The organism is Pseudomonas sp. TE3644 (assembly GCF_056278815.1).
Genome location: NZ_JBWBQF010000001.1, coordinates 2,661,678 through 2,673,748 on the forward strand (window position 1 = coordinate 2,661,678; position 12,071 = coordinate 2,673,748).

Consider the following 12,071-nt stretch of genomic DNA (forward strand, 5'->3'; position numbering starts at 1 on the left):
CCACAGCAAATTTATCCGGTACGCTTCCCTGTCCATGCCATCCTCCGGAGTCGGTGACTGGGCGGCGCCCAGACGACGCCCCATCTTCAATCATAGGCAGCGCCCGGGAACTGGGAGGCATCAACCTTGCAATGCCTCGTCTATCAGGTCTCCTGAGCCTCAGACTCCTTCAACGCAAGTGGGCGCAGAAGGTCTGCTTTCACTGTGGACGCGCTAAAAACTCGAGCAATGATGTCAGCGAGTCGGCTGTCCGGTTCGCCGTGGTAAATGGATCGACACGCCTCCAGGAACCGATCGCTGGTCTCCCCAAAATGCTCTGTAAGGGATGCACGGTTTTCTAATAGATTCGTGCCTTTTAATAGGATCGTCTTGAGATCCTCCCCTTGATGAGCTCGTATCGCTTCGTCGTAAGCTTCAGTTGTCGCCGCTCTGAGTGCTCTCTCTTCCTTCTTGCTCCACCCGGGACTGTTTTCCAGCGACTTGTACACCTCCAGCACAGAGAGATGACTATCGTCCAGCGCTTGCAGCCTACTGACCTCTTGGATGATTGCAGGGTGTACCGGAAACTCCGAATCAAGCTGGGGGCGGTAGCCATTCTTGTAATCTTCTCGAAAGGCTTCCAGCCACTCCTGAATCATTGCGGTCGACGCCTCAGTGTTTCCGGTCAGTTGCCTAGCCCGTACAGCCAACTGCGAAACAGTGTACGCATCCATATGTCTCACATCGGGGCGCAACGCCTCCAGCTCGGCAATAAGGTCTTCCAAGCAGAGGTCAGAGTGCCAGTCGTAATGCAACTGGAATTGCTGGACGCGCTTGCGGACGATCAACGTCTTATCATGGTCGATGTACCGCTGGACGATTGCTTGCACTGCCCAGCTGTCCATCATTCCGGAGGTAAGGAAGTCAACCACTAGTCTTTCGTATCCATCCGAGTCCCGGATACCCAGCTTGTGCAGAAGGTTGCACCACGCTTTCTGCTCATTATCCTCAGCGCTTGCAGCTTCTCCTTTCTGCTGCTTGATCAAGATTCTCGTCAGTGTCGCGGTGGGGCTGAACTTAAGGACAAAATCAACGCCAGGGCCATTCTCCAGCGCCTTAAAGTGAATAGCACTGAGCAGCACTGTGGAAGGGATCACGCGCTCCAGCACAACGACTGGAAGCTGCGTCCAGGCGCCTAGAATCCGGTTCGATACGCCAATGATCTTCCGGATAACCCTAATATTGGTGATGCCACAAAGCTCAATGGCAGGCTTGAGCTGATCAGCCCATGCGGTCGAGGTGTATTGGACTGCGATGTCGAACGCCTCAGCCGGCGTCGTCTCCAACCGAAGCTCCTGGTCGATGACTTTCTCTCGAAACTGCTCCCAGATAACCTTGTCATTGAGTTTGTCGCTGTTGAGCACAAGCAGCATCCGGCATTTGTGACTCTGGACGCACTCGTCAATAAAACCGAGCACCTCATCAATCGCAAGCTTTTCGTGCTTACGCTCAATGTCATCGATGACAATGAAGCGACCTTTCAAGAAAAGAGGAGCAACCAGGAGCCCCAGCTCATCAAGCGCCGAAAATCCCGAGTGAAATGAGCGCAGCAGTTTTTTCGCGCCCGCGACAATCGTGGTGGCCCTGGCCGCGGCGGCGCTATTTTCTTTCAGCGTAGGCGCTATCGCCTGCACAACCCTAAGCTTGAGCTCGCTAATCGAACTGACGCCGAACAGGGAAATGGAGATCGATTCCTGTACCTGCTTATCCTGAGTGTTTTCACAGATGTTGCGCCACATGTGGGTCTTGCCCGTTCCCCACTTCCCGGACAACGCAATCACCTTGTTCTGCGGATCGGCAATGAGTTCAACCAGACCCTCTCTACACCTTGACAGCATTATCTAACCCCTATTGCCTAAATTTGTGAGTGGCTACAGCTCTCGCACCGCCGGTGCAGTCACCCAACCACGCCAGTGCAGGTTGCTGCCACACCCAAGCCCCCACCCGTCATGGATGGTCGCTTCTCAAACACGCACGCAATTCATCAATACTCAGGGTGTCCTTACCACGGTGTACAACCGCATGGCAGTTTGGACACAGAGGGATGAGATCCTTGATGGGATCAAGCGTGTACTCTTTACCAATTTTGCTGAGAGGTACGATGTGGTGCACGTGGATGAGGCCTTGAGCGACGGCGCCGTACACCTTTCCAAAATCGAACCCGCAGGCTGCACATGTTACTCCGTAGTGACGTATACACGCCTCACGGGCCGCAGGATTGCGCTCATAGGCGTTGACTTGGATGACGCTTACCGAGCCCTCCAGAAACAGCGCTGGCTCTCTGACTTCCTCAGGAATCATCGCCGGCGCCAGCTCATCGCACGCATACCACTTGCCACCCTCCCGGACGAGTCGCTTGGGCCTCACCTCCTGATCAAACCCCTTGATCGTCGCCGGCCCATTTCCGAGTGCATCCTGGCGCTCATCCGAATGCCGAATCGCGAAGGTGAAGAGCTGATACCCGTGCTCCTCCACCATCCTCACATGCTCCAGGCTCTGTCCGTAGCCTCGATTTCGCCGGCCGTTTTCTATTTCCCATCTGTCGCTGAGGATCAGCGCGCGGTCACCGTGCGTATTGATGTCCCAAGCGCCAAAAATGATGTGACGCTCTTGTTCGTTGACAAACGACCAGCTCCACGTCCAGTTTCTGCAAGTTGCGCCTAAAGACTGGATGAAGGCTTTGCGGTTACGGAATGTACTCAAAGGCATAGTGGTTCCTTACGCATGCCAGGTAGGCGAGGGGAGGCGGACAGCACAGGATTGACTGCGGGCGGCGGCGTCGACTGTTGACGATGTGATGGCTAACAAACCCGATCTCCCATCTGGAACAGCGCAGCCTCGATCTCTCGAAGATCCGCGAAGCGACTGCCGGCGCCAGCCCGGTTCTGCGCGGAAGCCAAAATCCAGTTCGCCCGGACATTCCAGGTGTAATGATCAAATGGGCTGTTTCGAAGCCAGGGGAATACGGCGGGGCATGGGTTTCTGTACCGCGCTTTCGAACCGTTCCCAATTAGACAGCCGAACTTAAGCGCGCTGGGCAAGGTCGCTGCTGGTTGCTTCTGATAGACCGTCCACCACTGCAGCGCCAGCCAGGCCAATGCCCCGGCGACGCGGCTATCGTAGATGATGAAGTCCTGAAGCAGCAGCGCGTAGACTTTCGTCATGCCGGAGTTGAATCTCAGCCCTACGATGTTTGATACGTCATCACCGACGGCGTGGTCGACCACGAAGTGGTTCATCAGGCTATGGAGCTGGGCATGGTTCCTGAGCAGCCATCCCTTGTTACTCCGCGACGTGTACACCCCTCCCCAATGGAGCGTCGCAGCGACAGCACCGGCCAGTTCTTGGCTCTGCGCAGAGCCCGATGCAAATGATGCCCTCAATGCACGCTGCAGGTCAGACAGTAACGCGGCGTTTGCACGGAAATCGCTGTCGGCAGCCAGCGAATTCAGTTGGGGATGAAAGTAGGGAAATCCGGGAACAGCGACTGCGAGTGGATGCTTGGATCTTGGCGGCCATTGGTATGCCGCTAGCGCGTCATGCAAATGCTGGTAGGGCATGGCTGCCGGGGCGTTGAACTGGACAGGAGCACCACCTAGCACGCAGGACAGCCAATCAGTGAATTGACTGACGTCAGGAGTAAAATATGTCGATCGGTTCATCATGAACTCAAGCAATGCAGGATCAAAAAGCCGATCATCGGCCGATGGCCTTTTGCCGTCAACGTACTCAACCGGCATCCACCCGATCTACCGATGACATTTGCCTTCACTGCTGGCGCCAAGGCTAGTCATCGTCCCAACGGTAATGATACGGTCTAGTCCGCACGTTTCACTTTGCTTGAACATTCAGGAGGGATCCTTGATACGCAACGGACGCCGCAAGCGAGCTCGCGAAAACATCCAGCGGATGATCACCAAGATCAATCGGGGCGAGGCGCAGCGCCTGGTCGGCTCTAGCTTGCCAACGTCCCCCCGCAGGTTTTTCCTGACCTCACGCTTTCTCTCCAAGGCAATTTCTTCAGTGCTAAGCGCGCTCAGGATGCCCAGGCGATCACCTCTGTGCTGATGATCTTTGCCCCCCCATGTTGATTCGACAGGCCTTTAGCGATGTCCAGCAGCAACGAAAACCGTAAACACATGGACGCAGCTCTGAACGCTCATCTGGTGCCCGTTCTCCGAGGCCTCGGATTCAAAGGCTCACTGCCTAATTTTCGCCGCATCACGGCGCACCAGGTCGATCTCCTGTCCGTTCAGCATGACAAATGGGGAGGAGGCTTTGTCATTGAGGTAGCGGTAAGCCCACCCGAAGGAGTGGTGATGGCCTGGGGCAAATCAGTTCCAGCCAACAAGGTCTTGCCCAAGCACCTGCATCCGAACAGGCGGATGCGGTTGGGGCCAAAGGCCTTGTGTGACCTTTGGTTCAGGTATGACACCCAAGGCGATGATAAGGGCCGATTCACGGACGTCGCACGGGAGGTGCTCCCATATTTGACCAGCGCAGCCCTTGAGTACTGGGGAAAGGGCTGTCAGCCACACCCAGGGAGTACGGATGTACTCCTGTCGCTTTGATAGTTGATCGGCGACGTTTTGCCCAGCACGTCGCATTGCGCTTTGAGGGCAGGACAGGTGTTATTGGAGGAGGGGCAAAGCGGGCACTTTGAGCATTACGACATCAAAGCAAGGAGGTTCCATGAAGAACTTAGCAATGGCCGTGATCATTCGTGACGGGCTTGTGTTGATCCAGCATCGCTGGCGCCGAGAGGGCTGGGTGTATGAGTTTCCGGGAGGGGCCGTCGATGCAGGCGAGTCGGCAGAGGCCGCTGCGGTGAGGGAGCTGCAGGAAGAGACGGGACTGACGGGCTGCAACCTCGTGGATCGCGTGAGCGCTGTTAACGATTATGGAGGCGTCGTCGATTTCATCGTGATGCGCCTGGCAACGGCTGAAGAGCCGCGGATGACCGATGATGCGCGCCGGCAGACCTTTCACTGGATGCCTGCAACCAGCATTCCCTTATCCACGTTCGCGAAGGCAGACGTGCTTTTCATAAGTGACTATTTGCCACGATATACCGGCGATGCGCAGACCACGAGCGGCATTGCGCTCCTCGAAGGCTAGCGTGGGTTGGCGGTGATACATAAGGGATAGATGTCAGTGCTCACCACGATAATGAGCACTGACGGAGTTCGGCACTTCCTGCACCGAGAGTCACCCTGACCCCTTCAGCCTTAGCGGCCTTTCTCAGGTTTGACATACGCTTGATCGGAATAGCCAGTTGGGGTGCGAACCACTTGGCGTACGATCACGTCCCGGTTCCCGATTTGGGCGATGTAGTTAATCCGGTCAAGCTTGTGGGTCTTAGCACACTCGATGATCATCCCCGAGATATCGTTGACCATTTTTCGGACATCAGATGAATCGATATAGCTGAGGTGTAGATATTGAGCCGCCCAGACAGTATCGACACCCTCCAGCTTTCTCCAATTTTTTTGCTCAATCATTTCATAGACGTCATCTCGCACGTGCTGAGCATCTTTGAGATCAAGCGATAGGGTTGCGTAAGTCATCTGCAGCGCCTCTATTCCGCTTCACTGCGACGCGCAGTGAAGTCGCCATCATCATCTCAGTAGGCGAATTTGATGTGCCACTCGATTTTGCGCTGCATAGCAACATCGACCTCTCGCCAAGACAGTTTTGCCAGCACCGCCTCAATGCCCGCGCGAGAGGACAATTTGATCTAGACACGATCGCACCAGCAGATATCATTGCGCCACACAGATGGAAGTGGCCTTATGACATCAAGCGAATCGATAACGCCCCAGGGCTGCGTCCTCAAGAAAACCCAGCTTGGCCTCAGCGCCAACCTGCTGCGTGCGATGCAAGTTTCTGGCGTCACCTCAACCGGTGAACCCAAGAAACTCAGCCAAAAAGAACTGGCGAAACAGTCAGGCGTGGCCCGTTCGACGATCAGCAAATACCTCACTCAAAATTGCGAAGCAAACCCGGATCTGGAAACGCTGTGCCGGCTCGCTTCGGCACTGAACGTCTCGCCTGCATTGTTGCTGATGAGCGAAGAAGACTGGCACCAGCTGGCGCGAGGGCTTCTGGAAGTTGGGTACGTCAAGAACAATGAGTCCATCAACGCCATGGTTGACGAGTTGAGTAGCCAGGAGAACAACCGGCCGCTGACCCGAGCTGCGACCGTCCTGCGCATGGCGAAATACGTTGGTGTAAACAAACACAACAACTCAGCGCTGAGTCAGAAGATGCAACAGGGCATCCTGGCAACCGCCGCCATGCCCATGCACCCCGATTTCGAACAAGGCATCTACACCCACCTCTTGCCGCTCTGCATCGTCATGGGCGCTCGAATTATTAATCAAGAGAACCATTGATGAATCTAGAAGACGTCCTCTCAACGACCAGCATTGAAGCCCTGCTTTCCATATCGGACGTGGAGGACATCAGCGCCTTGGTGGACTACCTCACCGATAATGGGGAAGGCCGCCTGGCCCTGGATGGCGACATCTGCAGACGGTTGATCGCCGCTCGTGATGCGGGTCACTACTCCCAGGGCGACTACAAGCTTATCGCCAAGGAAATTAGGCTGTTCGGTGGCAACTCCTTGTTGAACCTGTTCCGCAAGGACGGTGTGCCCTACGACGAAATCGTCCGGGACGTAGCCAAGCACCTCAAGGTCAATTTCGGCAACGATTCGATCAGCGTCATCGAGCAGGAAATCCTCGGCAAGATTCTTTCCCGTGCGTTCGAGGACATGTCAGAGGAGGAGCGTCGGGCAATCCTGGAGGAGTTAGGCGTCGTCAACTTCTCAACAGCGGGCCCTGCGGCGGCCATTGCTACCATTTGCGCAGCCAAGGCAGGAGGATTTGCAACTTTCAAGATAGCCACAATCGTTGCCAACGCCATCGCTAAGGCGCTGATCGGCAAGGGGCTCACCTTTGCTGTAAATGGTCAGATCATGCGCAGCGTCAGCGTCGCGATCGGCCCGATCGGCTGGGCAATCACCGCGCTCTGGACTGCCGCTGACCTGGCTAGCCCGGCATACCGAGTCACGGTGCCCTGCATTGTGCAACTGGCCTACATGCGCCAGAAAGCGATCATGGCGCGTAGTACGACCGCCTGCACCCAATGCCAGCACCCAATTGGCAATGCCGCCCGTTTTTGCTCCGAATGCGGTGCGCCCGCACCGGTCTGATTGAAGCAAACCGCACGGCGCTGCCTCCCTCGCGTAGCGTAACTGCACGAGGGAGGCGATCTCCCGCTCACTTAAACAAGGCTGGCGCATGCCCAAGGTTGAACTGTTCACCGAATGGCGTAAAAAGCTCTCTTTCGAGCTCACGAACGAGGAGCTTTTGAAACTCAGGATGCTGGTACACACCAGGACTACAGCCCCGGTCGTTTTGGGGGCAAACGCCTTCAAGATGGGCGCTGGCTACCTTAGCTTTGGGAGCACCAACCCCGAAACTGCCGGCGATTACTGCATTGCCATGACACCCGGCGAAATCATCGCCGCGATCGACAACGCCCTAAGATAAACCCTCAATCTGTGCAGCAACGACTTTCTAACCCGCGCAGGGCAGGTACCGCTCCCCTAATCCGGCTCCTCCTCCAGCTGTGTCTGCGTCTCTTCCAATGCCGTTGACCCTGGCAGCGGCGCAACCGATGTCGACGCAGGAACAAGCTCTGCGGCGGTCAAGGCAATATAGAGCGGCCATGCGTAGGCATACGATACCTTCGCATCGAGCACGACCGATTTGAGGGGGCGCTCAGCCTGGAGTTTGGCTCTGAATAAGCGATTGGCAAGACTGAAGCACGCAAGGCGTGCTGGCGCATGATGACGCGCTGGGTACTAACCGAAGGAGCAGGCGATGATCGATACACAGTTGCTGATTCAGGTAATTGCTCGGCTGGACAACAGTCAAACGGCGATCCAAGCGGCTCTTGAAGAGCTGGCGCTCTGGGTCGCTCAGCAAGGTGCTGCGCAAGTCGCTGGGAATATCTCGGCAACGGTAGAGGCCCTTAACGAAAATGCGCAGTTTATTGCCCAGGGCATTGCACAGCTCACCGTTGCGGCCGGGGTAGGTGAGTGGGGGAAGGGCAACCCCGGCGACGCTTAGTCCAAGTCGTCAGCGAGCATCCAGCCCTACAGAGCAGCTACGAGACCCGCTGAGCTAAAACCTTGAAATGCCCATATGTTGTGCTAAAAATAAATCATAGACACTATATGCGGTGAAAGCATGGATATGAGCCAGGTTGAGGTAGAAGCGTCTGAGCTGTTACGCCGCATCTGGCGTGACCGATATTATCTGTGGGGCAATCGGGATATCACACCGCTTGAGGCCCGGGATCCGCGGATGGCTGCTGTCGCCTGCGGCTTTGATTATCAGGAGTATCCGAATCTTGGCGACCCCAAGTTTATCCAAGGTGGTGTTGGGCCCAAAATCGCCGGTTTGATTGATCGCCAAGCGAATCGGATCGCTGTATCTCAGGAGTTCTCGCCCGCGGTGAAGCTCTTCACAGGTGCCCACGAAATCGGTCATCTGGTGCTGCACAAAGGTGAAGTGATGCATCGCGACCGCGCCCTGGACGGCCGGCCACTGCCCGGCATTCGTGAACCTGAGGAGCGAGAAGCAGATTTCTTCGCGGCCTGTTTTTTGATGCCTGCCAAGCTCTTGATTGACCGTTTCGGGAAGCAGTTTTTCTGCAAGGATCAACTGCACTTCGACGACACAGTTGCGTATCACGTGGACGCCAACAATATCGAAGGGCTGCTGGATGCGTCAGTCGACTCGTTGGAGCGGGAGCTAGCCCTCGCGCGGTGCCAACGTTTCAACAATGTGCGCATTGTCTCGCTATCGGAGCAGTTTGGAGTGTCAGACTCCGCAATGGCATTGCGGCTCAAGGAGCTTGAGTTGGTGCGGTGGCCATAGCTATCCCCAACCCTCCGTTTCCCTGGAAAGGGACGGGTATGGGGCTTGGCCTGGAAGAGATATTTCCGTAACCGCCATTCATGCACATTGCAGGAATAGGCAGTAGGGTTGAAGCGCGCGCGTCAGTCCTCGCTTTAAACACGATGCTCTCCTGACAGTCTCTGCCAATGCTAAGGCTTTGGCGTCTGAGGTCTCCTGCAGTGGATTGAGCTACGGCCCGCTTGTAGGCTTCACTGCGGGCAAACACCACTACAGCCAGCAACCTTAGCCGCATCATTTCATGCGAGTAAGACGCCGCTGATGATGATCCTCCTGGCCGGGTGTAAGCTGGATGGGGTGTGCTCCTAACTACGTGAAGCGCGGAAGGATTTTACGCATGACTACCATGCCACCTGACCACCAGGCCCGTTATCTTGAAGTGCTCGACGCAGCACAACGCCTTTATGAGGGCGACCCTGAAGCAGCGCAGCGTTGGATGAAATGTCCGCGCCGAGCGTTTGGCGGAAAGGCGCCTGCCAGCATGATCACAACTAGAATTGAAACTGACACGGTTATCGATTTTGCCAGACGAGTTGAGCACGGATTCGGGGCGTGACTAGGCGTGGATGGCACCTTGAGCTACATCAGATGTCGGGCAAGTTGCCCATGGGGATGACGCTCACGGCGAGCGCTTTAGTAAGCCACGTAGATCCCCGCTAATTGCTGTGACTGCCTAGGCATCGCTCAGCATCTTTTCCAACTGCGAGTGCTCCCAGGTACTCATAAGCTCTATAGGATCGGTGCTGTACGACCGCATCGAATCGAAAACGTAGGCGCGGCCGTCTGGGCACAGCTGTCGCAGTAATCCAGCGTGTCGAAGTCGTTATAGAGCGTGAGCACCCAGCCATCGCTCTCTATGGTCATCAAGCCACAGTAGATCTCAACCCACGACTGCTGACCAATGCGCCGAATGGTTCGAACCACTAGGGCAATGTCGCGCAGGGTTTGATAGGCCTCGCCGGCGGTTAGTGGTTTTGCTGCCAAACGAAAGGGGGCTTTGGGCCTGCTCGTACCTGGCCTGGGTCGACAGCATGGTAAATGAAACTTGGTGTCCTCGGCGTGTTACGCCGGCTTCCATTTGGTAGCCTTCTGCTTTTTGGGAACATACTCATGACAGCACACTCAAAACTCACCGCGCGCTATGGTACGCCTGAAATTTCGCCGCTCACTCAATGCAATGAAATCGTCGAGCAACTCCTCGATCACCGGAGTGTCCGCGCCTTCTCTGACCGATCTCTGCCTGAGGGTACCATCGAGACTTTGATCGCAGCCGCTCAGTCTGCGTCTACGTCCTCAAATCTGCAGGTCTGGAGCGTCGTAGCTGTTCAAGATGTCGATCGTAAAAAGCGTCTGTCCGGCTTGGCCGGCAATCAGGCTTACATCCATCAAGCACCGCTCTTCCTTGTCTGGCTTGCAGACCTGTCCCGGGTATCGCGCATCGCGGAGCAGCAGGGAGTGGAACTGGAAGCGCTCCCTTACCTGGAAAGCTTACTGCTCGGCACAATCGACGCAGCGCTGGCGGCGCAAAATGCCGTCGTTGCCTTAGAGTCGCTGGGGCTTGGCAGCGTGTACATCGGTGGTATTCGTAACGACATCGAAGGAGTTGCTATGGAGCTCGGACTACCTCCGCAGGTATATCCCGTCTTTGGACTGTGCGTCGGCCATCCATCTCCTGACCGACCTGCGAAGGTTAAGCCGCGGCTACCCCAACAGGCCGTGCTGCACCACGAAACCTACTCGACCATCGGCGAGGAAGGCGCTCTAGCCGAGTACGATGAGCGACTCGGCGAGTTCTATCAGCGCGAAGGGATGAAGGCTGCAGGCTGGTCTGAGCAAGTGGTCAGCAGGTTGCGCAGCGTGTCGAACCTGCATGGGCGTGAAGAGCTTCTGGAGAGTTTGGCGCGGATGGGCTTTGGGTTGCGCTGATACGTAACCTGCCCGTGATCGCTCGCAGCACAGAAGCAAGCTACCAGCTACCGTTCATTAGAGACCGACATGTCCTTTACTCACGCTCATCAAGCAGCCATGGCGCAGCAGCGCAACAGGGGGCGATGCCTCCATCACGACAATGGTGCACGCTGCGACACAATTATCTCTGCGCATTCCATCCAGAAAGGCGGCCAGCTCAATCTGATCGCAGAAGAGGGTCACGTCTACCGCCTTACCGGGGATCTCACTACGTTGAGAGCCTCCGGGGGTAAACCGCAGCTGAAGAAGGTGGGAATCAACAAGGTTTCCACCTTCCGTGGCATGTGCAAACACCACGACAATAGCCTGTTCGCCCCTATCGATGACCGGCCACTGACATTCGATCCTGAGCAGATAGCTCTCTACGCTTACCGCAGCATTTGTCGTGAGTATTTTGTTAAGGAAAACTCCGCACGCTCCATGGCAGCGATGATCGACCACCCTGACTTACCTCAGGCAAATCGCCAGTTGTTGTTAGATATTGCCCAGGGGGTGGCATCTGGCTTACAACAACTCCAGCAACACAAACTCATCTACGGCGCAGCCATCTCCGAAACAGCTTTTGCAGAGTTTCGATTCGTCGCATTCCAATCAAGCTCTCCTTGCCCAATACAAGCATCAGCACTGCTTTTCCCAGATTATGATTTTCTTGGTCGTAAACTTCAGGACTTGGGGCCAGAGACTGGGGCACTCGATTTACTGACATTCTTTACCGCTCCCACAGATGGCGGTTGGGCCTATGTGCTCGCCTGGCATGAGTCAAGCGACGACTCCTGTCAGTGGATGCGTGAGTCTCTGCGGGATGGGTATCGCCAGGGTGCAAAGCTTGAGGATATGCTGATGCGGCTTTTACTGGCCTGTGAGAACCATGCCATCCGTATCTCCTGGTGGGATAAACTGACCCCGTCGGCCCAGGATGCTGCACTTGCCGCATTGTCGGTCGGAACTGATCCAAGGGTGGAAACGCCGCCAGACTATCTGGCCCGTGGCTGTGAAGGCTTGGCAGATTGGACATTTGAATCTGTCCGGGACGGGGCGGAAGGTTTAGGAGTGTCATGATCGGTAACGTTCTCT

Annotated in this window: 14 protein-coding genes and 1 pseudogene; 10 read left to right on the forward strand and 5 right to left on the reverse strand. The window is 56.0% G+C overall.

Features of this window, described 5'->3' with window-relative positions; all coding sequences use genetic code 11:
• Positions 1-143: 143 nt before the first annotated feature.
• The 3 genes from ACZ9GA_RS11725 to ACZ9GA_RS11735 all read right to left on the reverse strand — a co-directional run bounded on the left by ACZ9GA_RS11725 (position 144) and on the right by ACZ9GA_RS11735 (position 3,779).
• Positions 144-1,877 carry a P-loop NTPase fold protein gene (locus ACZ9GA_RS11725; RefSeq protein WP_457362516.1) on the reverse strand — a complete coding sequence of 578 codons (1,734 nt, stop codon included), beginning with the start codon at positions 1,875-1,877 and terminating at the stop codon, positions 144-146.
• A gap of 109 nt (positions 1,878-1,986) precedes the next feature.
• The gene (locus ACZ9GA_RS11730) at positions 1,987-2,748 is read right to left on the reverse strand and encodes an HNH endonuclease (RefSeq protein ID WP_457362515.1); all 762 of its coding nucleotides are present in this window, start codon (positions 2,746-2,748) and stop codon (positions 1,987-1,989) included.
• A 92-nt stretch (positions 2,749-2,840) separates the two neighbouring features.
• Positions 2,841-3,779: a hypothetical protein gene (locus ACZ9GA_RS11735; RefSeq protein WP_457362514.1), complete on the reverse strand. Its 939-nt coding sequence runs from the start codon at positions 3,777-3,779 to the stop codon at positions 2,841-2,843.
• A gap of 399 nt (positions 3,780-4,178) precedes the next feature.
• Here ACZ9GA_RS11735 and ACZ9GA_RS11740 point away from each other — a divergent pair, with 399 nt between their 5' ends.
• Together ACZ9GA_RS11740 and ACZ9GA_RS11745 are read left to right on the forward strand one after the other, a co-directional pair.
• Positions 4,179-4,610 (forward strand): DUF4304 domain-containing protein, encoded by a 432-nt coding sequence (locus tag ACZ9GA_RS11740; protein WP_476227609.1) that lies wholly within the window; start codon positions 4,179-4,181, stop codon positions 4,608-4,610.
• Between the two features lie 121 nt (positions 4,611-4,731).
• Positions 4,732-5,157: an NUDIX hydrolase gene (locus tag ACZ9GA_RS11745; RefSeq protein WP_457362512.1), complete on the forward strand. Its 426-nt coding sequence runs from the start codon at positions 4,732-4,734 to the stop codon at positions 5,155-5,157.
• Positions 5,158-5,267: 110 nt separating this feature from the next.
• Here ACZ9GA_RS11745 and ACZ9GA_RS11750 read toward each other — a convergent pair whose 3' ends face one another.
• On the reverse strand, positions 5,268-5,606 hold the full coding sequence (locus ACZ9GA_RS11750; RefSeq protein WP_457362511.1) for a hypothetical protein: 339 nt from the start codon (positions 5,604-5,606) through the stop codon (positions 5,268-5,270).
• Between the two features lie 225 nt (positions 5,607-5,831).
• Here ACZ9GA_RS11750 and ACZ9GA_RS11755 point away from each other — a divergent pair, with 225 nt between their 5' ends.
• From ACZ9GA_RS11755 to ACZ9GA_RS11780, 6 genes are all read left to right on the forward strand, one after another.
• Complete coding sequence (locus tag ACZ9GA_RS11755) at positions 5,832-6,434, forward strand: helix-turn-helix domain-containing protein (RefSeq protein WP_457362510.1); 603 nt, start codon at positions 5,832-5,834, stop codon at positions 6,432-6,434.
• On the forward strand, positions 6,434-7,255 hold the full coding sequence (locus ACZ9GA_RS11760; protein ID WP_457362509.1) for a ubiquinol-cytochrome C chaperone family protein: 822 nt from the start codon (positions 6,434-6,436) through the stop codon (positions 7,253-7,255). The genes ACZ9GA_RS11755 and ACZ9GA_RS11760 overlap by 1 nt, the downstream gene beginning before the upstream one ends.
• Positions 7,256-7,343: 88 nt before the next feature.
• On the forward strand, positions 7,344-7,595 hold the full coding sequence (locus ACZ9GA_RS11765) for a hypothetical protein (RefSeq protein ID WP_457362508.1): 252 nt from the start codon (positions 7,344-7,346) through the stop codon (positions 7,593-7,595).
• Positions 7,596-7,928: 333 nt separating this feature from the next.
• Entirely contained in the window at positions 7,929-8,177 is a 249-nt protein-coding gene (locus ACZ9GA_RS11770) for a hypothetical protein (RefSeq protein ID WP_457362507.1), read from the forward strand.
• A 120-nt stretch (positions 8,178-8,297) separates the two neighbouring features.
• Positions 8,298-8,990 carry an ImmA/IrrE family metallo-endopeptidase gene (locus ACZ9GA_RS11775; protein WP_457362506.1) on the forward strand — a complete coding sequence of 231 codons (693 nt, stop codon included), beginning with the start codon at positions 8,298-8,300 and terminating at the stop codon, positions 8,988-8,990.
• Between the two features lie 376 nt (positions 8,991-9,366).
• The gene (locus ACZ9GA_RS11780; protein WP_457362505.1) at positions 9,367-9,585 is read left to right on the forward strand and encodes an antitoxin Xre/MbcA/ParS toxin-binding domain-containing protein; all 219 of its coding nucleotides are present in this window, start codon (positions 9,367-9,369) and stop codon (positions 9,583-9,585) included.
• 117 nt (positions 9,586-9,702) lie between these two features.
• Here ACZ9GA_RS11780 and ACZ9GA_RS11785 read toward each other — a convergent pair.
• Positions 9,703-10,013: pseudogene (locus ACZ9GA_RS11785) on the reverse strand (DUF7693 family protein).
• A gap of 126 nt (positions 10,014-10,139) precedes the next feature.
• Here ACZ9GA_RS11785 and ACZ9GA_RS11790 point away from each other — a divergent pair.
• Together ACZ9GA_RS11790 and ACZ9GA_RS11795 are read left to right on the forward strand one after the other, a co-directional pair.
• Positions 10,140-10,955: an NADPH-dependent oxidoreductase gene (locus tag ACZ9GA_RS11790; RefSeq protein WP_457362504.1), complete on the forward strand. Its 816-nt coding sequence runs from the start codon at positions 10,140-10,142 to the stop codon at positions 10,953-10,955.
• Between the two features lie 69 nt (positions 10,956-11,024).
• Entirely contained in the window at positions 11,025-12,056 is a 1,032-nt protein-coding gene (locus ACZ9GA_RS11795; RefSeq protein ID WP_457362503.1) for a hypothetical protein, read from the forward strand.
• Positions 12,057-12,071: the final 15 nt, after the last annotated feature.

Bases quoted from the DNA above. Each gene is read 5' to 3' on its own strand.
- ACZ9GA_RS11725 (WP_457362516.1), bottom strand. From the start codon at position 1,877: ATGCTGTCAAGGTGTAGAGAGGGTCTGGTTGAACTCATTGCCGATCCG.
- ACZ9GA_RS11745 (WP_457362512.1), top strand. From the start codon at position 4,732: ATGAAGAACTTAGCAATGGCCGTGATCATTCGTGACGGGCTTGTGTTG.
- ACZ9GA_RS11755 (WP_457362510.1), top strand. From the start codon at position 5,832: ATGACATCAAGCGAATCGATAACGCCCCAGGGCTGCGTCCTCAAGAAA.
- ACZ9GA_RS11750 (WP_457362511.1), bottom strand. From the start codon at position 5,606: ATGACTTACGCAACCCTATCGCTTGATCTCAAAGATGCTCAGCACGTG.
- ACZ9GA_RS11770 (WP_457362507.1), top strand. From the start codon at position 7,929: ATGATCGATACACAGTTGCTGATTCAGGTAATTGCTCGGCTGGACAAC.
- ACZ9GA_RS11775 (WP_457362506.1), top strand. From the start codon at position 8,298: ATGGATATGAGCCAGGTTGAGGTAGAAGCGTCTGAGCTGTTACGCCGC.
- ACZ9GA_RS11740 (WP_476227609.1), top strand. From the start codon at position 4,179: ATGGACGCAGCTCTGAACGCTCATCTGGTGCCCGTTCTCCGAGGCCTC.
- ACZ9GA_RS11760 (WP_457362509.1), top strand. From the start codon at position 6,434: ATGAATCTAGAAGACGTCCTCTCAACGACCAGCATTGAAGCCCTGCTT.
- ACZ9GA_RS11790 (WP_457362504.1), top strand. From the start codon at position 10,140: ATGACAGCACACTCAAAACTCACCGCGCGCTATGGTACGCCTGAAATT.
- ACZ9GA_RS11765 (WP_457362508.1), top strand. From the start codon at position 7,344: ATGCCCAAGGTTGAACTGTTCACCGAATGGCGTAAAAAGCTCTCTTTC.
- ACZ9GA_RS11730 (WP_457362515.1), bottom strand. From the start codon at position 2,748: ATGCCTTTGAGTACATTCCGTAACCGCAAAGCCTTCATCCAGTCTTTA.
- ACZ9GA_RS11780 (WP_457362505.1), top strand. From the start codon at position 9,367: ATGACTACCATGCCACCTGACCACCAGGCCCGTTATCTTGAAGTGCTC.
- ACZ9GA_RS11795 (WP_457362503.1), top strand. From the start codon at position 11,025: ATGTCCTTTACTCACGCTCATCAAGCAGCCATGGCGCAGCAGCGCAAC.
- ACZ9GA_RS11735 (WP_457362514.1), bottom strand. From the start codon at position 3,779: ATGCCGGTTGAGTACGTTGACGGCAAAAGGCCATCGGCCGATGATCGG.